Annotated in this window: 24 protein-coding genes; 10 read left to right on the top strand and 14 right to left on the bottom strand. The window is 66.4% G+C overall.

Translation table 11 applies throughout. The annotated features are described in order from the left end of the window. The first annotated feature begins 40 nt into the window (after window positions 1-40). The 4 genes from B2X67_RS05100 (at window position 41) to B2X67_RS05085 (ending at window position 1731) form a co-directional block, all read left to right on the top strand. Window positions 41-481, top strand: a complete 441-nt coding sequence (locus B2X67_RS05100) for a YkvA family protein (RefSeq protein ID WP_286784809.1) — start codon at window positions 41-43, stop codon at window positions 479-481. A 97-nt stretch (window positions 482-578) separates the two neighbouring features. After that, on the top strand, window positions 579-902 hold the full coding sequence (locus B2X67_RS05095) for a helix-turn-helix domain-containing protein (RefSeq protein WP_286784808.1): 324 nt from the start codon (window positions 579-581) through the stop codon (window positions 900-902). After that, on the top strand, window positions 899-1264 hold the full coding sequence (locus B2X67_RS05090; RefSeq protein WP_286784807.1) for a hypothetical protein: 366 nt from the start codon (window positions 899-901) through the stop codon (window positions 1262-1264). The genes B2X67_RS05095 and B2X67_RS05090 overlap by 4 nt, the downstream gene beginning before the upstream one ends. Beyond that, window positions 1264-1731, top strand: a complete 468-nt coding sequence (locus tag B2X67_RS05085; protein WP_286784806.1) for a sel1 repeat family protein — start codon at window positions 1264-1266, stop codon at window positions 1729-1731. Before B2X67_RS05090 ends, B2X67_RS05085 begins: the two co-directional genes overlap by 1 nt. A gap of 112 nt (window positions 1732-1843) precedes the next feature. On the opposite strand, the gene B2X67_RS05080 is transcribed toward B2X67_RS05085, so the two are convergent. Together B2X67_RS05080 and B2X67_RS05075 are read right to left on the bottom strand one after the other, a co-directional pair. After that, a complete protein-coding gene (locus B2X67_RS05080) occupies window positions 1844-3598 on the bottom strand; it encodes a bifunctional diguanylate cyclase/phosphodiesterase (RefSeq protein WP_282338858.1) in 1755 nt (584 codons plus the stop codon). Between the two features lie 90 nt (window positions 3599-3688). Continuing rightward, window positions 3689-5773 carry a carboxy terminal-processing peptidase gene (locus tag B2X67_RS05075; protein ID WP_286784805.1) on the bottom strand — a complete coding sequence of 695 codons (2085 nt, stop codon included), beginning with the start codon at window positions 5771-5773 and terminating at the stop codon, window positions 3689-3691. A 124-nt stretch (window positions 5774-5897) separates the two neighbouring features. On the opposite strand from B2X67_RS05075, the gene B2X67_RS05070 reads away from it, so the two are divergent. Continuing rightward, entirely contained in the window at window positions 5898-6860 is a 963-nt protein-coding gene (locus B2X67_RS05070; RefSeq protein ID WP_286784804.1) for an NAD(P)H-quinone oxidoreductase, read from the top strand. A gap of 54 nt (window positions 6861-6914) precedes the next feature. On the opposite strand, the gene lpcA is transcribed toward B2X67_RS05070, so the two are convergent. The 6 genes from lpcA to minC form a co-directional block, all read right to left on the bottom strand. Further along, window positions 6915-7499, bottom strand: coding sequence for a D-sedoheptulose 7-phosphate isomerase (gene lpcA, locus B2X67_RS05065; RefSeq protein ID WP_282338862.1), 585 nt, complete (start codon window positions 7497-7499; stop codon window positions 6915-6917). Between the two features lie 8 nt (window positions 7500-7507). Then, on the bottom strand, window positions 7508-8797 hold the full coding sequence (locus B2X67_RS05060; RefSeq protein ID WP_286784803.1) for a M18 family aminopeptidase: 1290 nt from the start codon (window positions 8795-8797) through the stop codon (window positions 7508-7510). 79 nt (window positions 8798-8876) lie between these two features. Then, a complete protein-coding gene (locus B2X67_RS05055; protein ID WP_286784802.1) occupies window positions 8877-9512 on the bottom strand; it encodes an RluA family pseudouridine synthase in 636 nt (211 codons plus the stop codon). Window positions 9513-9581: 69 nt separating this feature from the next. Next, window positions 9582-9836, bottom strand: coding sequence for a cell division topological specificity factor MinE (minE, locus tag B2X67_RS05050; RefSeq protein ID WP_090231612.1), 255 nt, complete (start codon window positions 9834-9836; stop codon window positions 9582-9584). After that, window positions 9833-10648, bottom strand: a complete 816-nt coding sequence (gene minD, locus B2X67_RS05045) for a septum site-determining protein MinD (RefSeq protein WP_090231613.1) — start codon at window positions 10646-10648, stop codon at window positions 9833-9835. Before minD ends, minE begins: the two co-directional genes overlap by 4 nt. A 169-nt stretch (window positions 10649-10817) precedes the next feature. Continuing rightward, window positions 10818-11558: a septum site-determining protein MinC gene (gene minC / locus B2X67_RS05040; RefSeq protein WP_282338865.1), complete on the bottom strand. Its 741-nt coding sequence runs from the start codon at window positions 11556-11558 to the stop codon at window positions 10818-10820. Window positions 11559-11719: 161 nt separating this feature from the next. On the opposite strand from minC, the gene B2X67_RS05035 reads away from it, so the two are divergent. Together B2X67_RS05035 and B2X67_RS05030 are read left to right on the top strand one after the other, a co-directional pair. Continuing rightward, window positions 11720-12643, top strand: coding sequence for a lipid A biosynthesis lauroyl acyltransferase (locus B2X67_RS05035; RefSeq protein WP_286784801.1), 924 nt, complete (start codon window positions 11720-11722; stop codon window positions 12641-12643). 17 nt (window positions 12644-12660) lie between these two features. After that, a complete protein-coding gene (locus tag B2X67_RS05030) occupies window positions 12661-13860 on the top strand; it encodes a patatin-like phospholipase family protein (protein ID WP_286784800.1) in 1200 nt (399 codons plus the stop codon). Between the two features lie 7 nt (window positions 13861-13867). Here B2X67_RS05030 and B2X67_RS05025 read toward each other — a convergent pair whose 3' ends face one another. The 3 genes from B2X67_RS05025 to B2X67_RS05015 all read right to left on the bottom strand — a co-directional run bounded on the left by B2X67_RS05025 (window position 13868) and on the right by B2X67_RS05015 (window position 16991). Continuing rightward, entirely contained in the window at window positions 13868-14722 is an 855-nt protein-coding gene (locus tag B2X67_RS05025; protein WP_286784799.1) for a pirin family protein, read from the bottom strand. 132 nt (window positions 14723-14854) lie between these two features. Beyond that, entirely contained in the window at window positions 14855-15574 is a 720-nt protein-coding gene (locus tag B2X67_RS05020; protein ID WP_286784832.1) for an MlaA family lipoprotein, read from the bottom strand. Window positions 15575-15695: 121 nt separating this feature from the next. Continuing rightward, window positions 15696-16991 carry a serine/threonine protein kinase gene (locus tag B2X67_RS05015; RefSeq protein ID WP_282343790.1) on the bottom strand — a complete coding sequence of 432 codons (1296 nt, stop codon included), beginning with the start codon at window positions 16989-16991 and terminating at the stop codon, window positions 15696-15698. Window positions 16992-17313: 322 nt separating this feature from the next. Between B2X67_RS05015 and B2X67_RS05010 the strand changes: the two genes are divergently transcribed. Further along, window positions 17314-17688 (top strand): hypothetical protein, encoded by a 375-nt coding sequence (locus B2X67_RS05010; RefSeq protein WP_286784798.1) that lies wholly within the window; start codon window positions 17314-17316, stop codon window positions 17686-17688. A 10-nt stretch (window positions 17689-17698) separates the two neighbouring features. On the opposite strand, the gene B2X67_RS05005 is transcribed toward B2X67_RS05010, so the two are convergent. Then, on the bottom strand, window positions 17699-19252 hold the full coding sequence (locus B2X67_RS05005) for a glycosyl hydrolase family 17 protein (RefSeq protein WP_286784797.1): 1554 nt from the start codon (window positions 19250-19252) through the stop codon (window positions 17699-17701). Between the two features lie 125 nt (window positions 19253-19377). On the opposite strand from B2X67_RS05005, the gene B2X67_RS05000 reads away from it, so the two are divergent. Next, on the top strand, window positions 19378-19542 hold the full coding sequence (locus B2X67_RS05000) for a hypothetical protein (protein WP_282343796.1): 165 nt from the start codon (window positions 19378-19380) through the stop codon (window positions 19540-19542). Here B2X67_RS05000 and B2X67_RS04995 read toward each other — a convergent pair whose 3' ends face one another. Next, the gene (locus tag B2X67_RS04995; protein ID WP_286784796.1) at window positions 19543-20580 is read right to left on the bottom strand and encodes an AraC family transcriptional regulator; all 1038 of its coding nucleotides are present in this window, start codon (window positions 20578-20580) and stop codon (window positions 19543-19545) included. Beyond that, entirely contained in the window at window positions 20577-21515 is a 939-nt protein-coding gene (locus B2X67_RS04990; RefSeq protein WP_286784795.1) for a hydrolase, read from the bottom strand. Before B2X67_RS04990 ends, B2X67_RS04995 begins: the two co-directional genes overlap by 4 nt. Before the next feature lie 194 nt (window positions 21516-21709). Here B2X67_RS04990 and B2X67_RS04985 point away from each other — a divergent pair. Next, a partial coding sequence (locus tag B2X67_RS04985; protein ID WP_286784794.1) for an NADPH-dependent 2,4-dienoyl-CoA reductase occupies window positions 21710-23232 on the top strand: 1523 nt, incomplete at its 3' end.

Below are 23232 nucleotides of genomic sequence, written 5' to 3'. Positions count from 1 at the left end.
CAGCCAGCCCAGCGGGCACGCGGTCTGCCGAGGAGTCAGGATGAAAATGCCGTTGAATCTTGCACGCTACCTGCCCATCGCCGAGCGCATTCTGGTGCGTGGCCGCCTACCTGCGTTGCTGCTGGCGGTGGCTCGCAAAGGCGCGCGGAAGGACAGGCGAAAGGGTGGCTTAACGGACGACCTGCGCGTGCTTCAGTCGCTTGCGCTGGCCTACTGGCGTGGCGAGTACCGCGCGGTCAGTCGGCAGGCGCTGCTCGCCTCGGTGGCGGCGCTGGCTTACTTTCTGTCGCCGCTGGATCTGATTCCGGATTTTCTCATCGGGGTCGGCCTGCTGGACGACTTCGCCGTGCTCGCCTGGGTCACCCGCACCTGGAGCAAGGAGCTCGACGCGTTCCGCCTGTGGCGCGATACCCAGTCTCCCGCCCGGCGAGCGGAACTGGAACGGCTGCCATCGCCCGAGGAAATCCGCCGGGAACGATGAGCTGTCGCCAATCGTCCCGGCCGCCCTCAGTCAGTGTCGAAACCGCTTCCGCTCGCCGCCTGTTAAGATCGTCGCTGATCTTCAGAGGGGAGCGCCCATGAGTGTGCAAGTGATCAGCCGTGACGGCGAGGCGGAATACGCCGTCGTGCCGTGGGCCGAATACCAAGCGTTGCTCGCCGCTGCCGGACGGCCCAGCGAGCAGATCGCGGTCTCGGAATCCGGGGATGGCCTCGCGCAGCTTTCCAGCCGACGTGAGGCGCTCGGGCTGAGTCGTGAGCAACTGGCGCGTCAGGTCGGCATCAGCCCGTCCTACCTCGAGTTGATCGAGCGCGGCGAGCGCGAGCCGGACGCCGCGATCCGCCGCTCCCTTGCGTTCGTGCTGGGCAAGGCCGCGCGGGAGCAAGAGGCTCCCGCGCCGTGAGCGTGCGCATCTCCCAGCAGCACTGGCAGGCATTGCTCGCCGAACTGGCGGATGCGCGTCGACAGCGCCACCTGGTGACCTACCGCGCGCTGGTCGAGCGTCTGCAACTGCCGACTCCGGCGCTGCAGACCCTGACCGCCGCGCTCGAACACCTGGCGGCGCTCGACGCCAAGGCGGAGCGCCCGCTGCGCAGCGCGCTGGTGATCAGCCAGGGCGCCAGCCGTCTTCCACGCCCGGGGTTCTTCGACTGCGCGGTACGCCTGGGGCGTTTCAGCGGTCCGTGTGACGGTGTCGCCGCGGCCTCCTGGCATGCGGCGGAAGTCGCCCGTGTTTTTGACTTCGACTACCCGGAGGGCAACTGATGTTGTGGAAACTGCGCGCCAGGGCGGGCTACTGGCTCGCCCGGCAACTGCTGGGCTGGCGCTGGTGGGTGGCGCAGCCGCGCGCCTGGCACTGGATGGAAGGGCAGTACGCGCGGATGGCCAATCTGGGCGATCGTCAGGCGCAGAGCTTCTACGGGCACCTGTTGCTGTTCCGTGGCCAGGGCCTGGGGGCGCGCGAGGAGGGCTTGAGGCTGCTCGATCTGGCCGCCCGCGCCGGTGACGCGAAGGCGGCCTATCAACTCGGCATGAGCAGCCTGGCCGGTTCCACGCAGCAGCCGCCCGACGGCCGGGAGGCCGCGCGCTGGTGGACCCTGGCTGCCGAGAATGGTCACCCGCTGGCGGCGCACCGGCTCGCCGAACTCTATCGGCAGGGTGGAGAAGGGCAGCCCGCCGACCCCGACCTGGCCGGGCGCTACGCGGATCGCGCGGGCGAACTCGGACTCTGAGTCTTTCTCGGTGTTTCGTGGAATGCGTAAGGCCGCGTTCGCCATTCAGGCCTCTCGTTCCGCTTCTTCCATCCGCTTCCTCGCTCCGACTCGTTCGAGACGGGCCCTCGCTTTACCCCGCCAGCGGCAGGGTATCGATGACTTCCAGGCTGTAGCCCGGCACCGCCTTGGCCATGCGCTTGGCTTCGGAGGCGAGGTCGGCGAGCTGGGTGGCGTCGAGGCGTGAGCAGGCTTCCGGGCGCAGGTGAACGATGCCGATGGAGAGCGACAGCAGTGGAAACTCCTGGCGCTTGCCCTGGCGGTCGTGGGCGACGAAACAGCCGGCCTGCAGGTGTTCCTCCCGGTAGAAACGCCGGCACTGGCTCTGGAAGTCCTCGAGCAACTGCTGCAGGCGCAGACGCCAGTCCGCCGAACCCAGCACCAGCAGGAAATCGTCGCCGCCGATATGGCCGACGAAGTCGCGCATCGGATCGACCCGTTCGCACAGGCACTGCGCCAGGCAAAGCAGCACCTCGTCGCCACGGGCGTAGCCGTAGAGATCGTTGAAGGGCTTGAAGCTGTCGATGTCGACATAGCAGATCACGGCCTCGCGCTCCTGCTGCAGCAGGCGCGTCAGGCATTGCTGGATCGGCACGTTACCCGGCAGCAGGGTCAGCGGGTTGGCGTGACGGGCCTGCTGGATCTTCTGTTCTGTGATCAGCTTGAGCACGTCGATCACCCGGCCAAGCCCGCGGTACTCGCCGTCCTCGGTGATGATGAAATCCTCCTCGATGCGTTGCCGCGCGCGACTGGTGAGCAGCCGGCTCACCTGCTGCAACGACTGGCGCAGGTCGACGCTGAGGAAGTCGTCACCCATCAGCCGGCTGATCGGCTTGCGCGCGAACAGGTCGGTGGCGAAGGGCTTGAGCAGGGCGTCCGAGAGGGAATGGCGGTGCACGATGCCGACCGGATGGCGCGCTCCATCGAGTACCGCCAACGAGTTCAGGTTGGCCTGCAGGCGAAACGCCTCGAGCACCTCACCGATGGTGGTTTCCTGATCGACCGCCTGTTGTTCGATCAGCAGGGTGGCGAGCGCCTCTTCCTCTTCGGCGCTCAGCGCGGCCCCGAGTCTCGGCAGCAGCACACGGGCGTCGCGCGACGGGTTTTCCTGCGGCCGGGCGAGCAGGTAGCCCTGCACCAGGTCGACCCCCATCTCGGCCAGCACGCTCAGTTCCTCGATCAGCTCGATGCCTTCGGCGATCACCTGGGCGCGGGAAACTTTCGCCATCTTCAGGATGGATTCGACGAACTCGCGCTTCACCGCATCCTGGTGAATCCCGTCGATGAAGTGACGGTCGATCTTCACGTAGTCCGGGCGCAATTCCGACCACAGGCGCAGGCTCGAATAACCGGCGCCCAGGTCGTCCAGGGCGATCGAGAAACCCATGGCGCGGTAGTGGTGCAGGGCCGTCTGGAGCAGCGCGTAGTCCTCGATGGGCGCCTGCTCGGTGAGTTCGATCACCACCTGGCTCGGCGGTATTCCCAGGCTTTGCAGCAGCTTCAGAGTGCGTCCGGGCTGATGTGCCGGCTCGAGCAGTGATTCGGGGGAGACGTTGAGGAACAGCTTGCCTTCGAGCTGCAGGTCGCGGAAGGCCTGGCAGGCGGTCCTGCGCGCCAGCTGTTCCAGTTCGCTCAGGCGGCCGGCATGGCGGGCTGCGGCGAACAGCGTGAGAGGCGAATGCAGCGGGCTGTTGGAGGGGCCCCGGCTCAGTGCTTCGTAGCCGAGGATGCGCCGTTCGGACAGGCAGACAATCGGCTGAAAGAGGCTGTGCAGATCGCCCTGAGCGAGGATCAGGCCCAGTGCGCTGGCTTGCTCGGTGACGGGCATCGTAGGTCTCGAATACAGAAATGAAAAAGGGCCGGCTTTCACGCCGGCCCCTCCATTTCACGACACTCGTGTTACCGCCGTATTACAGGCTCAGTCCTTCTTCGCCACGGCAGTGTTCAGGCCGAGGTAGTCGAGGAGAATCTGCCCGGTTTCCTGCAGGTAGGCGTCGTCTTCCGGCTTGGTCTTGTCGTCCGGGCTGGGAACGGCGTCCTCGTCCTCTTGCTTGAGCTCCTTCAGCGGCTCCTCACCCTTGGCCTTGCGGCGGGTATTTTCCAGCGCCAGCTGCTCGCCCTCGACCTTGGTCTGCTCGGCGCGACGCTTGGTTTCGTTGAGGCTGACGGTCTTCTCGTCCATCAGGTGCTGAGCCAGCTTGAAGCGTTCCTGGGTGAAGACGAAGTCGGGGTTTTTCGCGGCTCGGGCTTCGTGGCGCGCGCGCAGTTCGGCGAGGAACGGCGCGAACGGATCGCGCTCGGCACTGATCGCCGGGCGGATGCTGTCCCACGGCATGGCTTCGGGCAGCGAGCTTTCGCCGATCTCGTGGGTGTTCACCACTGGCGGGAAGTCGACATCCGGCAACACGCCCTGATGCTGCGTGCTCTGGCCGGAAACCCGGTAGAACTTCGCCAGCGTCAGCTTCAGCTCGCCGTGGTTGAGCGGCTGGATGGTCTGTACGGTGCCTTTGCCGAAGGTCTGCCCGCCGATGATCAGCGCACGATGGTAGTCCTGCATGGCGCCGGCGAAGATTTCCGAGGCCGAGGCGGACAGCCGGTTGACCAGCACGGCCATCGGCCCGGTGTAGTAGGCGCCGGGGTTCTCGTCGGCGAGCACGTCGACGCGCCCGTCGGCGTTGCGCACCAGCACGGTCGGCCCCTTCTCGATGAACAGGCCGGTGAGGTCGGTGGCTTCCTGCAGCGAGCCACCGCCGTTGTTGCGCAGGTCGATGACCACGCCGTCGACTTTCTCCTGCTGCAGTTCGCCGAGCAGCTTCTTCACGTCGCGGGTGGTGCTCTTGTAGTCCGGATCACCGGCGCGATAGGCCTTGAAGTCGAGGTAGAAGGCCGGCAGCTCGATGACGCCGAGCTTGTACTCGCGCCCGGCGTGCTCGAGTTTCAGGACGCTTTTCTTCGCCGCCTGTTCTTCCAGCTTGACTGCCTCGCGAGTGATCGACACCACCTTGCTGGTCTGGTCGTTCGGCCCGTTGCTCGCCGGAATCACTTCCAGGCGAACCTTGGAGCCCTTCGGTCCGCGGATCAGTTTTACCACTTCGTCGAGACGCCAGCCGATCACGTCGACCATCTCGTCGTCACCCTGGGCGACGCCGATGATCTTGTCCGCCGGAGAAATCTGCTTGCTCTTTTCCGCCGGGCCGGCCGGCACCAGGCGCACGACCTTGACGTTGTCGTTGTCGTTCTGCAGCACGGCGCCGATCCCTTCGAGGGAAAGGCTCATGTTGATGTCGAAGTTTTCCGCGTTGTCCGGCGAGAGGTAGTTGGTGTGCGGGTCGTAGGTCTGCGCGAAGGCGTTGATGTAGGCCGAGAACACGTCTTCGCCACGGGTCTGGTCCAGGCGCGCGAGCTGGTTGCGATAGCGCTTGGTGAGCAGCTCCTGGATCGCCTTGGGCTCCTTGTGGGCCAGCTTCAGGCGCAGGACTTCGTCCTTGACGCGCTTGCGCCAGAGGTCGTCCAGTTCCGCGGTGTTCTTCGCCCAGGGGGCCTTTTCGCGATCGATCAACAGGTCTTCGTCGATGCTGAAGTCGATGTTATCGACGCCCTTGTCGAGCATCGCCAGGGCGAAATTGAGGCGTTCCTCGAGGCGATCCAGGTAGCGTCGATAGATGGCGAAGCCCGGGTCCAGGTTGCCACTCTTCAGGAAATCGTCGAATTGCGTGCGCCACTTATCGAACTCGGCGATATCGCCGGCGGTGAAGTAGCTGCGCGCCGGATCGAGGGCTTTCAAGTAACCCTCGTAGATCTTCACCGAGCGCTCGTCGTTGAGCGGGGGCTTGTTGTAGTGATGACGCTTGAGCAGTTCCACCACGTTCAGGCTGGCGATCACCTGCTCGCGATCCGGCTGCAACGCATCCCAACTGTGGGAAGCGGTTGTCTTGGCCCACAGCGGCAGCGCGCTGAAACCTATCAATAAGGCAAGGGTGGTGCGGGTAAGGGTTCGCTTCATGCTGATTCGACGTGTGGGCAAGTGATGACGCATATTAGGTCGTCAATACGGGCGCCGGTTCAATCGAACCGGGCATAACGCCGGAGCCGGTTGCCGGCTCGGTTGAAGCCACTATGGAGGCAGCGTGAAGGCATTGCAAGGCATCGACGGGAACCTGGAGTGGGCCGAACGCGCCGCTCTGGAATGTGACGTGGGGCAGATCCGCATTCGTGTGGCGGCTGCCGGACTCAACCGCGCGGACCTGCTTCAACAGGCCGGGCACTATCCACCGCCACCGGGGGCCAGCGACGTCATCGGCCTGGAGTGCGCCGGGGTGATCAGCGAAGTGGGCGCCGGCAGTTCATGGAAAGTCGGCGATCGCGTCTGTGCCTTGCTGGCCGGCGGCGGCATGGCCGAGGAGGTGGTGATCGACGGTCGCCACGCGCTGCCGGTTCCGGAAGGCATGAGCTTGCTCGAGGCGGCGGTGCTGCCGGAGGTGTACGCCACCGCCTGGCTCAACCTGTTCAAGCTAGCCGCGGTGCAGCCCGGCGAGAAGGTGTTGATCCACGCGGGCGCCAGCGGCGTCGGTTCGGCGGCGATCCAGCTGTGCAAGGCGTTCGGCAATCCGTGCTGGGTGAGCGTCGGCTCGCCCGAGCGTCTGGAGCACTGCGAAGCGCTGGGTGCGCAGGGTGGCGCGCTGCGCCATGACGGGTTGGACAACCTGCGCGATTTCGGGCCCTACGACGCCATCCTCGATCCGGTGGGCGGGGGTTACGCCGCACTGAACCTCGACCTCATCGCGCTCGACGGGCGCTGGGTGACGATCGGCATGATGGGCGGGCGCAAGGCCGAGATGGATTTCGCCAAGCTGCTGGCCAAGCGCGTCCAGCTGATCGGCTCGACCCTGCGCAACCGCGACGACGACTACAAGGCCGAGCTGTTGCTCGACCTGCAGCAGCACGTCTGGCCGCTGTTCGCCGAAGGTCGTCTGAGTCCCGAGCTGGCGCGCAGCTACCCGATTGCCGACGCCACTGCCGCTTACGCCGAGCTGGCGGGCAATACGGTCAACGGCAAGTTGGCGCTGGTGATCGACGCCAGCCTGAACTGACCGGTACAGGCCCGGATTCTCCGGGCCGTTCGGCTATGTCCGGCCCGCGGGAACTCAGTAGTTCTGCGGGCATAGCTTGCGTTCTATCAGCTCGATGAGGATGTGCAGGACCTTGATGTGCAGCTCCTGCACGCGGTCGGCATAGTCGCCGCCCGGGGCGCAGATGCACACGTCGGCGATGTCTTCGAGCGCCGAGCCCGGCTTGCCGGTCAATGCCACCACTTTCACCCCGAGCTTCCGCGCGGCTTCGGCGGCCTTGAGCACGTTCGGGCTCTTGCCGCTGGTGCTGATGGCGATCAGCACGTCGCCGGCGCGGCCGTGGGACTCGATGTAGCGCGAGAAGATGTAGTCGTAGCCGAAATCGTTGGCCACGCAGCTGATGTGGCTGGCGTCGCTGATCGACACCGCGGCGATGCCCGGGCGGTTGTTGCGATAGCGCCCGGTGAGTTCTTCGGCGAAATGCATGGCGTCGCACATCGAGCCGCCGTTGCCGCAGGAAAACGCCTTGCCCTTGTTCTCGAAGCTTTCCACCAGCAACTGCGCGGCGCGCTCGATGCCGTGCAGCGCCTGGTCGTTGGCGATGAAGCGATCCAGTGCGGTGCGGGCTTCTTCGAGGCTGTAGCGGATATGTTCGATCATCAGGGTTCTCAAGGAAGATCGTGGCTGGAATAGAAGGCGCCGAGCACTTTCACCAGATGGGCGAGGTCGTGGCTGCCGGCCAGCTCGCGGATCGAGTGCATGGCGAAGGTCGGCAGACCGATGTCCACCGTGCGCACCCCGAGGTGGCCGGCGACGATCGGGCCGATGGTCGAGCCGCAGCCCATGTCGCTGCGTACCACGAAGCTCTGCACCGGCACTTCGTTTTCCAGGCACAGGTGGCGGAAATAGCCGGCGGTTTCGCTGTTGGTGGCGTAGCGCTGGTTGCTGTTGATCTTGATCACCGGGCCGGCGTTGAGCTTCGGCCCGTGGTTGGCGTCGTGGCGATCGGCGTAGTTCGGGTGCACGCCGTGAGCGTTGTCGGCGGAAACCAGCAGGGATTTCTGGATGCTGCGGACGAAGCGCTCGCCGTCCGGCAACAGCCGGCGCAGGGTCTGTTCCAGCATCGGGCCGTCGGCGCCACAGGCCGAGCAGGAACCGACTTCTTCGTGATCGGTGCATACCAGTACGCAGCTTTCCTCGCCCTCGGCCGCCAGCAATGCCTGCAGGCCGGCGTAGCAGGAGAGCAGGTTGTCCAGTCGCGCCCCGGCGATGAAATCGCCGTTGAGGCCGACGACGGCGGCGCCCTGGGTGTCGTAGAAGCTCAGTTCGTAGTCGAGCACGGCGTCGGCGCTGATGCCGTGTTCCTCGCTCAGCTGGTCGGCGAGCAGGGCGCGGAAATCCACCGATTCGTCGCCGGCGACCTGGGCGAGGATCGGCGGCAGTTCGTTCTGCGCATTGATCGCCCAGCCTTCGTTGGCGGTGCGGTTGAGGTGGATCGCCAGGTTCGGAATCACCGCCAGCGGCACCTTGAAGTCGATCAGCTGGCTTTCCACCTTGCCGGCCAGGCGGAAGGTGACGCGCCCGGCCAGCGACAGGTCGCGGTCGAACCAGGGCGCCAGGAGGGCGCCGCCGTAGACTTCGACGCCGAGCTGGAGAAATCCCTGGCGTTGCAGCTCGGGATTCGGCTTGACCCGCAGGCAGGGGCTGTCGGTGTGCGCGCCGACCAGGCGCAGGCCGCCGTCTTCCGGGGGCTGTTTGCCGAGGCGGATGGCGATGATCGAGGAGTCGTTACGGGTCACGTAGTAGCGACCGCCGGCTTCGGTGTGCCAGGTCTCGCGCTCGTCGAGGCGGTGGAAACCGGCGGCTTCCAGGTGCTTGATCAGGCTGGCGGTAGCGTGGAAAGGCGTGGGCGAGGCCTTGAGAAAATCGATCAGACCCTGGTTCAGCTGTTCGCGCATAACGGACTCCGGACGGCAATGCCGCCGAGTTTATCGTATTTGCGCGGCCCGCTCGGCATCAGCCCCTGCGCCCCGGCGTCTAGAACGGCGCCGGGCACTCGAAGCGCAGGCGTTCGCCGCTGTGCGGGTGGCTGAGGCTGAGCATGCTGGCGTGCAGGCACAGGCGTTCGTGCGCGGCCAACGCCTCGGGGTTGGCGTAGAGGCGGTCGCCCAGCAGCGGGTGGCCGATCGACAACATGTGCACGCGCAACTGGTGCGAGCGCCCGGTGATCGGCGTCAGCTCGACGCGGCAGTGCCGCTCGAAGCGTTCCAGTACGCGCCAGTAGGTGAGGGCGTGCTTGCCCTGCTCGAAGTCGACCACATGGCGCGGCTTGGTCGGCGGGTCGTAGCGCAATGGTAGCTCGATGCGCCCGCTGTCGAGCGCCGGCTGCCCCCAGCAGAGCGCGGTGTAGGCCTTCTCCGTTTCGCGGTCGTGGAACTGGCGGGACAGCTCGCGGTGGCTGTCGGCATCGCGGGCGAGCACGATCAGGCCCGAGGTTTCCCAATCCAGGCGATGCACGACCAGTGCCTCGGGGTAGCCGTTTTCCTGCAGCCGGGTGACCAGGCAATCCTTGTTGTCATCGGCGCGGCCGGGGACGGAGAGCAGCAGGGTCGGCTTGTTGATGACCAGCAGGGCGGCGTCCTGATGGACGATTTCAATGTTCGACAGCGGCATTATCTGGCCTGAATGAAAAAGCGGCCCTCGGGCCGCCCTCTCGATGTGGTGAAACGAACGCGGGCGCTATCAGCGATCCGGCAGGGTGATATTCAGCTCCAGGATCGAGCAGCTGCCCTGGCTTTCCAGTGCGACCTGAACCTGATCCTGCTCGATGTTCACGTACTTGCGTATCACCTCGACCAGCTCCTTCTGCAGGGCAGGCAAGTAGTCCGGCTGGGTACGCTGGCCCCGTTCATGGGCAACGATGATCGACAGACGCTCCTTCGCGATCGATGCAGTGGATTCCTTTTTGCGATCGCGGAAGAAGTCAAAAATGTTCATTCGCGACCTCCGAACAGTCGTTGCAGGAAGCCGGGTTTCTTGACGTCCAGGAAGCGGTGCGCGAGGTCCTTGCCGAGCAGGCGGTCGACCGCGTCGCTGTACGCCTGGCCGGCGTCGCTCTGCTCGTCGAGGATCACCGGGACGCCCTGGTTGGAAGCCTTGAGCACGGCCTGCGATTCGGGAATCACGCCGAGCAGGTTGATCGCGAGGATTTCCTCGACGTCTTCCACGCCGAGCATTTCGCCCTTGGTGACGCGCTCCGGGTTGTAGCGGGTCAGCAGCAGGCGTTCCTTGATCGGGTCGAGACCTTGTTCGGCGCGGCGCGATTTGCTCGCCAGCAGGCCGAGCATGCGGTCGGAGTCGCGTACCGAGGAGACTTCGGGGTTGGTCACGACGATGGCTTCGTCGGCGAAATACATCGCCAGGTGCGCACCTTTCTCGATACCGGCAGGGGAATCGCAGATCACGTACTCGAAGGTTTTCGACAGTTCGTCGATGACCTTGCCGACGCCTTCCTGGGTCAGCGCGTCCTTGTCGCGCGTCTGGCTGGCGGCCAGCACGTAGAGGTTCTCCAGACGCTTGTCCTTGATCAGGGCCTGGGTCAGCGTCGCCTCGCCGTTGATGACGTTGACGAAGTCGTACACCACGCGGCGTTCGCAGCCCATGATCAGGTCGAGGTTACGCAGACCGACGTCGAAGTCGACGATGACGGTCTTGTGCCCGCGCAAGGCGAGGCCGGTACCGATGGCGGCGCTGGTGGTGGTTTTGCCCACGCCACCCTTGCCGGAAGTGACTACGAGGATCTTGGCCAAGGTGATTAACCCCAAAATGTAAGGAAGAGTGGGCATCCGCGGCCGGCGCAGGCCTGCGAATCGCCCTTGTATGGTCCTGACTGCCGGTGAGGATCGACCGCGTCCGATGGCGTCGTGAGCGGCGGCCGAAACCCGCTGCAGGTACCTGAAAAAGTGGCGGCAGTATCCGTTAAAGGCGGGTGATGTTCAACACGTCGCCCGCCAGGCCGACCTGCACCGGCTGGCCCCACAAGGGCTCGCGGCGGAGGTCTTCGGCGACCTTGTAGTGGCCGGCCACGGAGACCATTTCGGCGGCCAACTGCTGGCAGAAAATGCGTGCCTTGGAGTCGCCCTTGACGCCGGCCAGGGCGCGTCCGCGCAACGGACCGTAGACATGGATATTGCCGTCGGCGAGAAGTTCCGCCCCCGGACTGACCGCCGCAATGACCACCAGATCGCCGCCCTGGGCGTAGATCTGCTGGCCGCCGCGGATCGGCGTGGTGATCACCCGTGTCGGCTTGGCGACCGGTTCCGCGGGTTTCTCCGGCTTCTTCACCAGCGCCGCGCCGGCGGTCGGATCGAGCGGCCGTTCGCGCGCGCCCGACGGTGGAAGCACCGGCAGATCCATGGAGTCGGCGGCGGCCACGTGCTCGAAGGTGTTGGAGCGGATCGCCAGCGTGCGCAGGCCGTGACGACGGCAGACGCTCATCAGCGCGGCGAGATCGAGACGCCCCTCGCTGGGTGACAGCTTGTCCAGCGCGAGGACCAACGGCGTATTGCTGAAGAAGGCCGGTGCCTGTGCGACTTTGGCCGCCAGCTGGCGGTCGAGCCGCTGCAGGTCATTGTGTGCCAGCTCCATCACGGTGATGGCGAGCATGCTGCCCTTGAGCTGGAACACGGGTTCTTGGTCGAGTAGGTCGGTTTGGCTCATGGTTTGCCCGAAACGTTGAATCGCGAGGACTTATAACGGGAAACGCGCTGCCCCGCCATAGCGCGGGGCGGCGCTCGGCCCCGTGTATCCGTCGGCGCGGCTTTCGGCGCGTGCCTCATTTGTCGCTAGAATGCCGGCTTTCTCCGCTTCCCGAGACCCGCATGGATCGTCCGCAATTCAGCCCCGCTTTTCTCCATCCGCGCTTCTGGTTGCTCTGGCTCGGCCTTGGGCTGCTCTGGCTTGTAGTGCAATTGCCGTATGCGGCGCTGCTCGCCCTCGGTCGCCTTGGCGGAGCGGCGATGTTGCGTCTGGCGGGGTCGCGTCGGCGCATCGCGGCACGCAACCTCGAACTGTGCTTCCCCCATTTGTCGGAGAGCGAGCGAAAGGCGCTGCTTGAGGCCAATTTCGCCTCCATGGGCATCGCCTTCTTCGAAATGGCGATGAGCTGGTGGTGGTCGCGCGAGCGGCTCGCCCGGCTCGCTCATATAGAAGGGATCGAGCACCTGCAGCAGGCCCAGGCGCAGGGACAGGGGGTGATCCTGATGGCGCTGCACTTCACTACGCTGGAGATTGGCGCCGCGCTGCTCGGCCAGCGCCACACCATCGACGGCATGTACCGCCAGCACAAGAACCCGGTGTTCGACTACGTGCAGCGCCGCGGTCGCGAGCGGCACAACCGCGACGCTACCGCCATCGAGCGCGAGGACGTGCGGGCGATGCTCAAGGTACTGCGCGCCGGGCGGGCGATCTGGTACGCGCCGGACCAGGACTACGGCGCCAAGCAGAGCCTGTTCGTGCCGCTGTTCGGAATCCCCGCCGCCACCGTCACCGCCACCAGCAAGTTCGCCCGGCTCGGCCGCGCGCGCGTGGTGCCCTTCACCCAGGAACGTCTGGCCGATGGCAGCGGCTATCGGCTGACGCTGCACCCGCCGCTGGCGGATTTCCCCGGCGAGAGCGAGGAAGCCGACTGCGCGCGCATCAACACCTGGGTCGAGCAGGCGGTAAGCGAGTTGCCGCAGCAGTACCTGTGGGCGCATCGGCGTTTCAAGACGCGCCCGCCGGGGGCGCCTAAGCTCTACTCCTAAAGTCCCCAGGATGAGCCATGAGTGAAAGCAAAGCCGCGCCGGTCACCGGACTGATCCTTTCCGGCGGTGGCGCCCGGGCGGCCTACCAGGTCGGCGTGCTGGCGGCGATCGCCGACCTGTTGCCGGACACCGCGCGCAACCCGTTCCCGGTGATCGTCGGTACGTCCGCCGGGGCGATCAACGCGGTCGGCCTGGCCTGCGGCGCGCTGCATTTTTCCGAGGCGATCCGCAATCTCACCCAGGTCTGGCAAAGCTTCCATTGCGCCCAGGTGTACCGCAGCGACTGGCCGGGCGTGCTGCGCCAGGCCGGGCGCTTCGTCTCCAACGCATTGTTCGGGCTCGGCGGTACGGCGCCGGTGGCGTTGCTGGACAGCGCGCCGCTGCGTGAGCTGCTGGCCGAGCGGCTGGATTTTTCCGGGATCGCCGCGGCGGTGGCGCGCCGTCAGTTGCGCGCGGTGGCGGTCTCCGCGTTCGCCTACGAGTCGGCGCAGGCGGTGACCTTCTACCAGGGCCGCGCGGCCATCGATCCGTGGTTTCGCCATCGCCGCGTCGGCGTGCCGACGCGCCTGGACGTCGAGCACCTGATGGCCAGTTCGGCGATTCCGTTGATCTTTCCGCCGGTGAAGATCAACCGCGAATACTACGGCGACGGAGCGGTGCGCCAGTCGGCACCGATCAGCCCGGCGCTGCACCTGGGCGCGACGCGGGTGCTGGTGGTCGGCGTCAGCGGCAAGTCGCGTGGCAGCCTGGACGACGTGCAGATCGACAGGCCGCCCGTGGCGCGCAGCCAGCGCCCACCAAGTCTGGCGCAGATCGGCGGGCACATGCTCAATAGCACCTTCATCGACAACCTGGAAAGCGACATCGAGCTGCTCGAGCGGCTCAACTACATGGGCGCGCTGGTGCCGGACGACGTCCGCCGGCGCGGCCTCGGACTGAAGCCGGTGGAGGTTCTGGTGGTGGCTCCGAGCAAGCCGCTGGACCAGATCGCCGCGCGCCACCGGCGCGAGCTGCCGGCGGCGTTGCGGGTGTTCCTGCGCGGTCCCGGCGCGACCCGGGCGAGCGGCGCGGGGGTGCTTAGCTACCTGCTGTTCGAGGCCGGCTACTGCAACGAACTGATCGAGCTGGGCTACCAGGACGCCATGGCGCAGAAGGCGGAACTGCTGCGCTTTCTCGCCTTGGAGCCGAGCGTCGAGGCCCAGGCGTCCACGCGCTGAGCGCGCTTCAGGCCAGCACGCCGTTATGGAAGTCGCGTAGCGCCTGCTCGATTTCCTCGCGGCTGTTCATCACGAAGGGTCCGTACTGCACGATCGGCTCGCCCAGCGGCCGGCCGGCGAGCAGCAGCACGCGCGCGCCCTGGTCGCTCGACAGGCGCAGCTCGCCCTGTTCGGAGAGCCGCGCCAGGCGTCCCCGGATCACCTCGGCCGGCGCGTCGCCGGCGACCAGCAGCGTGCCTTCATAGACGTAGAGCATCGGCCGCAGGCCTTCGGCGAGGCGCAGGTTCAGCTCGACGCCGGCCGGTATCACCAGGTCGAACAGGTGAGGCTCGCTGTGCGGACGCTGCACGACGCCGTAGAGCTGCCGCTCGCCGTCGTCGAAGCGACCGGAGATGACCTTCACCTCGACGCCGCCTGCAGTGCGCAGGCGGGGGATTTCCGCGGCATCGAAGTCGCGGCAGCCGGGCTCGCCGAGCTTGTCCTTGCCCGGCAGGTTCAGCCAGATCTGGAAGCCGCGCATGGCACCCTGTTCCTGCTCGGGCATCTCGCTGTGGATCACGCCGCGTGCGGCGGTCATCCACTGCACGCCACCGCTCTGCAGCAGGCCGACGTTACCCATGTGGTCTTCATGGCGCATGCGTCCTTCGAGCATGTAGGTGATGGTCTCGAACCCGCGGTGCGGGTGCGGCGGGAAGCCGGCGATGTAGTCGTCCGGGTCGTTGGAGCCGAACTCGTCGAGCATCAGGAAGGGATCGAAGCGCTCGATGCCGGCGCCGCCGATCACACGGTTCAGGCGCACGCCGGCGCCGTCGGAGGCCGGTTGGCCGATGTGCTGGGTGATCACGCTGCGAAACGAAGTCATGGGAATCTCCGCGAAAAACAGACGTGCATCGTAAGCGAAGGATTCGATTCGATGGTTGCGATTATCGCGGGATAACTATCGAAGAACTGGATAGTTCAGGGGCCGCCCGCGCCGAAGCGCGGGGGGGCTGGGTCACTCGGCGACCTGCAGGTCGCGCGCACGGGTGTAGACGTAGCGGACCTTCTCGTACTCGAACGGTGAGTTCAGCTGGCCGTAACGGAAGTTGGTGGTGTAGCGCGCGTTGACCGAACGCAGCAGAAATATCTCCGGGTGATCCTCGCTGGCTTCGGCGACGTTGAGGAAGTTGGCCTCGCTGTCGACCGCGAAGTCGAACACCCGGCCGCCGGCGTCGCGCAGGTTGGACGGGCCGAAGAACGGCAGCACCAGGTAGGGACCGTCGCCGACGCCGTAGAAGCCAAGCGTCTGGCCGAAGTCTTCGCTCTGCTTGGGCAAGCCGATGCGCGATGCCGGGTCCCACAGGCCGAACACGCCGACCGTGGTGTTGACCAGCAGCCGCCCGGTGGTCTGCAGCGAGCGCTTGCCCTTGAGCTGCAGCGCGCTGTTCACCAGGTTGGGTATGTCGCCCAGGTTGCCGAAGAAATTGCTCACGCCGCTGCGCACGAAGCGCGGCGTGACGTACATGTACCCGCGCACGACGGGCAGCAGCACCCATTCGTCGAGGCGGTAGTTGAAGTGGTACATGTGCCGGTTGAAGCGCTCCCACGGGTCGTAGATTTCCAGCGCTTCGAGGGTGGCGCGCTCGAACTCGGTCTGATCCAGGCCGGGGTTGAACTTCAGGCTGTCCAGCGGGCGGGTGAAACCGTCGCCGTCGGTGTCCGCCTGGGCGGCCATCGGCAGCAGCAGGCTGAGGGCGAGCAGCAGCGGTTTGGTGAGGCGAGCGAGTTGCACGTATGGGGTCGTCATAATGCGATCGTTCCCTGAATGGGCCGGCGCCTGGGCGCGAAGGTGAGCGTCAGCCACGGAAGAAGTCCAGCATGGCCTGGGTGTTGACCTTGTAGTTGAGGTTGCCGAGGTGGCCGCCGTACGGGTAGACGGTCAGGCGTTCGCCGAAGGTGCGGCGCAGGAAGCCAAGGTCGCCGGGGCCGAGGATCACGTCGTCGGCGTTATGCAGCACGGCGATCTTTGGGCTGTTGCGCAGGTAGTCCTCGAGCCCGTAGAGGCTCACCGCATCGACAAGCTGGGTGAAGCTGCCGCCGTTGTGCCGGGCGCGCCACATCGGGATCAACTGGTTGACCATGTAGCAATCGAAATCGCACTGCAGGGCGCGCTTGAAGAACGGCGTCAGGCTGGTGCCCTCCGTGATCGGGAAGTTCGGCGGGGTGATCAGGCCGCGACGGTTAATCAGGTCCGAGGTGAAGGCGATGTCGGCCGAGGAGAAGCGGAACACCGTACCGATCAGCATTGCCATCTGTTCATCGGTCAGGCGCTGTTTGGACTGTTGGAAGTCATAGAGCACCGCTTCGTTGAGGTCGATGTAGCCTTTCTGCTGGAAGTATCGCGAGAGCTTGCGCAGCATCAGTTCATAGAAGGTGGTGCTGCCGGTCACGCCCTTCACCTCGGTTTGCACCAGGCGGTCGAGGTTGCTCACCGAGGTGTTCAGATTGACCGGCGGGTTGATCAGCAGCACGCGCTTGAAGTTGAAGCTGCGCCGGGTTTCGTCGAGATGGCTGACGAAGGCCGCCTGCAGGCCGCCGAGACTGTAGCCGGTGAGGTAGTACTCGGTCACCGGCAGGTCGGGATGCTGGGCGCGCACCGCCTGCATGACCCGGTAGAGGTCGTCGGCATCGTCCGCGGAAATGCCCGGCGTGGCGTAGCGCGAGGCCGAGGCCATGAAGTCGTAGCTGGTCGGCGAGGACAGCTGCACGACGTGGTAGCCGGCCTGGTAATAGAGCTTCTTGAGGAAGTCCATGGTGCTGTTGGCGTAGTTCGCCCCGGTGCCGGCGATGATGAACATCAGCGGCGCCGGCTTGCTCTGCTTGGCCAGCCGGTAGTGCATCTTGGTCACCGGCCAGAAGTTCTCCGGCAGCTCGAACTCGCGCTCCGGCCGTAGCAGCAGGGCGTAGTCGGCCTGGTCGATGTCGGTGTCGAAGGGCAGGGTGGGGCGCAGCGCCGTGGGCGTGGTGGCGATGGTCGCCTCGAACGGGTTGTGCAGCGGGAAGCCGTAGGTGGCCGGATCGACATCCGCGGCCCACAGCGGCGCACTCAGTAAGCTGCCAAACAATGCGGCTAAGCGAAGAATACGTGGCATGGAAGTTCCCTTTCGGAAGAAGGCGTTCTGAGTAATCCGCAGGCTATGACAACCGCGGGACCAGCAAAGTGCCAGCAGTTCGGGAGGTGTCGTTCGCGACCGCTACAGCGGCGCGAAAATCGCCCGGCTGCGCGGCAGGGCCCTGAGCATCGTCGGCGTCCGACTCCTGACCGGATCGGTTTCCCGCCGCTACGGGGCTGACGAGGAAAGTTGAACCCATTCTACGCGCGACGCGGTCGGTAATAATTGCACCGGTGTGTGCGGTTTGCAGCGGCATGGCTGGCGGCTATTCTGTGCGCCTTTCTCGCCGGAGTCGCCCTTCATGCGCCGCAAGCCCGTGATCCTGCTGTTGATCTGCCTGTCGTTGTGGTTGGCCGCCTGTCTCGCCCTGCGCTACGGCTTCATGCAGGACAGTCGCTGGGTCGGCGCCTGCGCCGACGATCCACTGCGCTGGGAATGCCAGGTCCGTTCTGTGCTCGGGCTGACCATTCATTTCCGCATTCTGGCCTGGGCGGCGCTGGTTACCGCCGTGCTCGGCTTTCTCCTGCCGGGCGTCGCCGGTCGCCGGGTCGCCCTGCTCGGCATGCTTTTCGCGCTGCCGGCGCTGATCCTCTATACCGCCAGCCTGGCGGTTTTCGCCGTGGTGCTGTCGGCGCTGCGCCTGGTGCGCGCGCCGCGGCAGATCGCGGCGCGTTGAAACCCGCTTCTCAGCCCGCGATCGCACTCGGCTCCCGGCGCAGGCAGCGGTAGAGGGCGAGGGTCAGCAGCAGGCTGACGACGGCCCAGCCGATCGCCTGCTGGTTGCCCAGGGTTTCCTCGACCAATTGCGGAATGATGCCCAGCCCGACGAACAGCGCCAGCAGCGTCAGCTCGCGGCGCGGGCCGGCGACCGGGCGGCACAGGTAGACCACCGCCGGTAGCAACAGCGCGGCGCTGGGAAAGCTGCGGTAGCGCGCATCGAAGACCAGCGCCAGCATCATCACCGCACCGGCGAAGCCCGCCGCCGCGATCCACCAGCCACCGCGCGCTTCCAGCCAGGCGAACGCTCGCCCGCGGCGCCCCAGGGCGAGCGTGGCGTGCGCCAGCACCAGTAGGTTGAGCACCACCAGCGCCGCGGCCCACAGCCATTCGCCGACGAAACGGCTGGTGACCCAGGCCAGTTCGCACCACAGCGCGATGCTGCCGGCGCCGAGCCCGGCCAGCAGCGGCAACAGCAACGCCGAACGGGTGGATGACGGGCGCCCGCCGAGGATCAGGCCGGCGGCGAAGATCGCCAGCGAGAAGCCCAGCCAGATCGGCCAGTTCGGCAGGTTGGAGACCGGTCCGGCGAGCACCGCCTTCTCCTGGCGGTCGGCGTCGAACAGGCCCCAGTAACCGCCCACCGCGCCTTCGCTGGCGCGCTTCCAGGGCTGGTCGAAGGCCTCGATCAGGTTGTAGCGCCAGCCGTTCTGCTCGGCCATGGCGACGAACCCGCGGATGAACTTGGCCTGGTTGACCAGACTCGGCACCGCGGTTTCGCGTTGGCGGCCCTCGCTGGGCCAGCCGGTTTCACCGATGAGGATGTCCTTGGGCGCGAACTTCCTGCCGAATTCCTCGCGAATCTGCGCGACGTGGCCGAGCGCATCGTCGATGCCCGCCGGCTCGTCTTCCCAGTACGGCAGCAGGTGGATGGTGAGGAAGTCCACGGCCGGCGCGACTTCCGGGTGCTGTAGCCAGAATTCCCAGACATCGGCGTAGGTCACCGGCTGGCTGACCTGGGCTTTAACCTGGCCGATCAGCTGCGCCAGACGCGCGCCGGTGACTTCCTTGCGCAGCAGCGTCTCGTTGCCGACGATCACTGCCGTGACCACGTCGGGGTTGGCCTTCGCCGCGGCGATCAGCGCGTCGACTTCCTTCTGCGTGTCTACCGGGTTGCCGTTGACCCAGGCGCCGAGCATCAGCTTGAGCCCGTGTTTGCGCGCCAGGGCCGGGATTTCCTCTAGGCCAGTCATCGAGTAGGTGCGCACGCACTCGAAGCGCTTGGCGAGCAGCGCGAGGTCGGCGTCCATGCGCTCGGGGCGCAGGATGAAGGGCTGGTCGAAGGGCGACTGGTCCTTGTCGAACGGGCTGTAGGAGGCGCATTGCAGCTTGTGCGAGGGCGTGGCCGCGTCGGGCAGCAGCACCGGCTGGCCGATGGCATACCAAAGGCCGAAAAGTGCAAAGACGGCGAGCAGGCTGGCGAACAGGTAGGGAAGAGCGGGGAAGGAGATTTTTTCCGGCATGATCGGCTGCGCCTGGGAACAAGTCGCGCATCTTACCTGCAATCCGGTGACCGATCAGCCCGGTCGGAGCGTTGCAAAATGCTTCGCGTCAGGCGGCTTGATGGGCTTTTCATCGGTACGGGCCGATGGGCGGTGCGCGGGCGTCATCCGGCTGTCATCTGCCTTTCGTAGCGTCGCGCAAAACCACAGAAGAAGAGAATTCCATGGACGATTACCAGGAAGAACTGCTCGAACGTCGCGCCGCCGAAGACGCCATGCTGGACACCAGCGAAGACGCCAGCGAGATGTGATCAGCCGACCTGGCGCTGGGCGCGGCGGAATTCGCCGGGCGTCTGCCCGCTCCAGCGCTTGAACGCACGCTGGAAGGCTTCCGCCGAGGCGAAGCCGAGCAGGTAGGCGATCTCGCCAAAGGCCAGTTCGGTGTCGCGGATGTAGGCCATCGCCAGGTCGCGGCGGGTGTCGTTGAGGATGGCGCGGAACTGCGTGCCTTCCTCGGCGAGCTTGCGCCGCAGGGTCCAGGTTGGCAGTTGCAGGCGTGCCGCGACTTCCTCCAGGTCGGGCTCGCGGCCATTGAGCAACGGGCCGATCAGCCGGCCGATGCGCTCGCTGAGGCTGCGCGTGCGGGTCTGCTGTTCCAGTTCCGCTTCGCAGATTTCCAGCAGATGACGCCAGGTGCTCGGGCAGTGCTCGGGATTACGCAGCGCCAGGGTGTCGCGGCCGAGGCGCAACTGGTTGAATTCGCTGGAGAACTGCGCCGGGCTGCCGAACAGGCCAGCGTAGCGTTCCAGATACTCCGGTGGCGGGAATTCGATCTCGACGCGCTCGGCCACCAGGTGGCGGCCGACCAGCGCGCTCAGCTGGCTCAGCCAGCCGGCCAGCACCGAGTCGACGACGAAGCGGTTGTAGGCATTGTACGGACTGATCGAATAGAAGCGCAGCCAGGCCCCGCGGGTGTCCTCGTGGAAACTCGACTGGCCGCGGTAGTTACTGGCGTAGAGCGGCTCATAGCGGATCAGCGCACGCGCCGCTTCGCGCACCGTTGGCGCCTGCGCGGCGCTGACGCCCGCCAGGCCGAGCTGTGGCAGCCGGCTCAGGCGACCCATGTCCAGGCCCAGGCCGGCCTCTCCGCTGAGGCCGATGGCGGCATGGCCCAGACGCATGAACCGCGGGATGGACAAGCGCGCACGTGGTTCGGCGAGGCGCGCGGCATCCAGGCCGTAGCGTTCCAGCAGTGCGCCGGCATCCTGGCCGCGTTCCTCCAGCGCGGCTGCCAGCCCGTGGACGAAACCGACCGAAAGGTCGCCCAGGCGCACGCGGCGGGCTTTCACTGCGGCGCGATCCACAGGTTGAGCAACTGGCTGCCCGGCGCCTGGCCGCGCTGCATTTCCAAGGGCGTCAGCTCCACCCGGCGTGGCGCGCCGCCGACCGGCCAGCTCAGTTTGCCGCGCAGGTACAGCGGCTCGCTGACCTGGTCGCCATTGGCCGTGAGCACCCGGCTTTGCGGGTAGCCGGGCTGCCAGTCGCGCTCGATCAGCAGCTCGCGCTCGCCGATGCGCAGGCGTTGCGGTGCGCGTCTGTCGTGCGGCTGCGGCCAGGCCTCGCTGTAGAGTTCGCCGAGCACCTGGCCATCCGGGCCGAAGGCCAGGCTGACGGTGCGCAGCGGGCCGTCGCCGACCGTCAGCTGGCCGTTTTCCAGGTGCGGCAGCGGCAGGAGGATCGAGCCGGCGAGCAGGTTGACCCGGTATTGGCGCGCCAGCTCGGAGAACAGGTGCTGATAGTCCGCCGCCATGCGCCGGGCCTTCATCCGCAGCAGCGCCTCGTCGAGGCGTTCGGCATCCAGGTTCTGCATCAGCACCTGCACCGCCAGCAGCGGGTTGCCGAGCAGCATCCAGTCGCGCACCTCCTGGCGGTCACGCGCCTGGTACAGCTCGGTTTTCTCGCCGGCGGCGATCAGCCAGGTGCCGACGTGTTCGGGCAGCACCACCAGGGTCTGCGGGCTGAGCAGCCCGGCAGCGCGGGCGCGATCCAGCGCCGCGGCGAGTTTCAGGCGCAGGTGCGCCGGGCTCTGGTAGTCGACCGGGAACAGCTGCGGGCGGATCAGCAGCAGGTTGCCGGACGCGCCGGGCGTGCCCGCGTCGGTGCTCAGCTCGCTGCGCAGATCGGACAGGTAGTGGCTGGCCGGACGGCGCTCGGCCCAGCCGACGAAGGTCGCCAGGCCGGCGATCAGCGCACCGAGGATCGACAGCAATAGCAGCTTGCGCATGGACGCTCCATGAAGACGGACGCGCACAGGGTAGGGAGGTACGTCGCGCTTGCGCAACCCTGTGCTGCGCGCTGCGATCAATAAGTTGTCACTTTCGATCATTGAGTGGGCCCGGCGCGCTGACTATCGTCTGCCCATCGATTCCCTCCACAGATGAGGGGACATCCGTGCCACAGCCGATTTCCGGAGAAGCCATGACTACGCCTTACCCGCACCTGCTCGCGCCCCTCGACCTGGGTTTCACCACGCTGCGCAACCGCACCCTGATGGGGTCGATGCACACCGGCCTGGAGGAGAAACCGGACGGTTTCGAGCGCATGGCGGCGTACTTCGCCGAGCGCGCCCGCGGCGGCGTCGGCCTGATGGTCACCGGCGGCATCGGCCCGAACCTCGAAGGCGGCGTGTATTCCGGCGCGGCGAAGCTGACCAGCGCGGAGGAAGCGGCCAAGCACCGCATCGTCACTCAGGCGGTGCACGAGGCGGGCGGCAAGATCTGCATGCAGATCCTGCACGCCGGGCGCTATGCCTACAGCCCGAAGTCGGTGGCGCCGAGCGCGATCCAGGCGCCGATCAACCCGTTCAAGCCGCACGAGCTGGACGAGGAAGGCATCGAGAAGCAGATCCAGGACTTCGTCACCTGCTCCGTGCTCGCCCGGCAGGCCGAATACGACGGCGTCGAGGTCATGGGTTCCGAGGGCTACTTCATCAACCAGTTCCTCGCCGCCCACACCAACCACCGCACCGACCGCTGGGGCGGCGCCTACGAGAACCGCATGCGCCTGCCGGTGGAAATCGTCCGCCGCGTGCGCGAGGCCGTGGGCCCGAACTTCATCATCATCTATCGCCTGTCGATGCTCGACCTGGTGGAAGGCGGCAGCACCTGGGACGAAATCGTCCTGCTGGCCAAGGCCATCGAGAAGGCCGGCGCCACCCTCATCAACACCGGTATCGGTTGGCACGAAGCGCGTATCCCCACCATTGCCACCAAGGTGCCGCGGGCCGCGTTCACCAAGGTCACCGCCAAGCTCAAGGGCGAGGTGAAGATCCCGCTGATCACCACCAACCGCATCAACACCCCGGAAGTCGCCGAACAGGTGCTGGCCGAGGGCGACGCCGACATGGTCTCCATGGCGCGTCCGTTCCTCGCCGACCCGGAATTCGTCAACAAGGCGGCCGCTGGGCGCAGCGACGAGATCAACACCTGCATCGGCTGCAACCAGGCGTGCCTGGACCACACCTTCGGCGGCAAGCTGACCACCTGCCTGGTCAACCCGCGCGCCTGCCATGAAACCGAGCTGAACTACATCCCCACCGCGCAGGTGAAGAAGATCGCCGTGGTCGGCGCCGGCCCGGCCGGGTTGTCCGCCGCCAGCGTCGCCGCCGAGCGCGGTCACCAGGTGACGCTGTTCGACTCGGCCAGCGAGATCGGTGGGCAGTTCAATGTCGCCAAGCGCGTGCCGGGTAAGGAAGAGTTCTTCGAGACCCTGCGCTACTTCAAGCGCAAGCTGGAAACCAGTGGCGTCGAGCTGCGCCTGAACACCCGTGTCGGCGTCGAGGAACTGGTCGCCGGCGGCTATGACGAGATCATCCTCGCCACAGGCATCGCGCCGCGTACCCCGGCGATTCCGGGCATCGAGCATCCTAAGGTGATCAGCTACCTGGATGCCATCCTCGGACGCAAGCCGGTCGGCCAGCGCGTCGCGGTGATCGGCGCCGG

The organism is Pseudomonas sp. UBA3153, from assembly GCF_002364635.1.
Taxonomy (GTDB): Bacteria; Pseudomonadota; Gammaproteobacteria; order Pseudomonadales; family Pseudomonadaceae; genus Pseudomonas_O; species Pseudomonas_O kuykendallii.
This window is presented reverse-complemented; position numbering and strand designations above follow the sequence as displayed.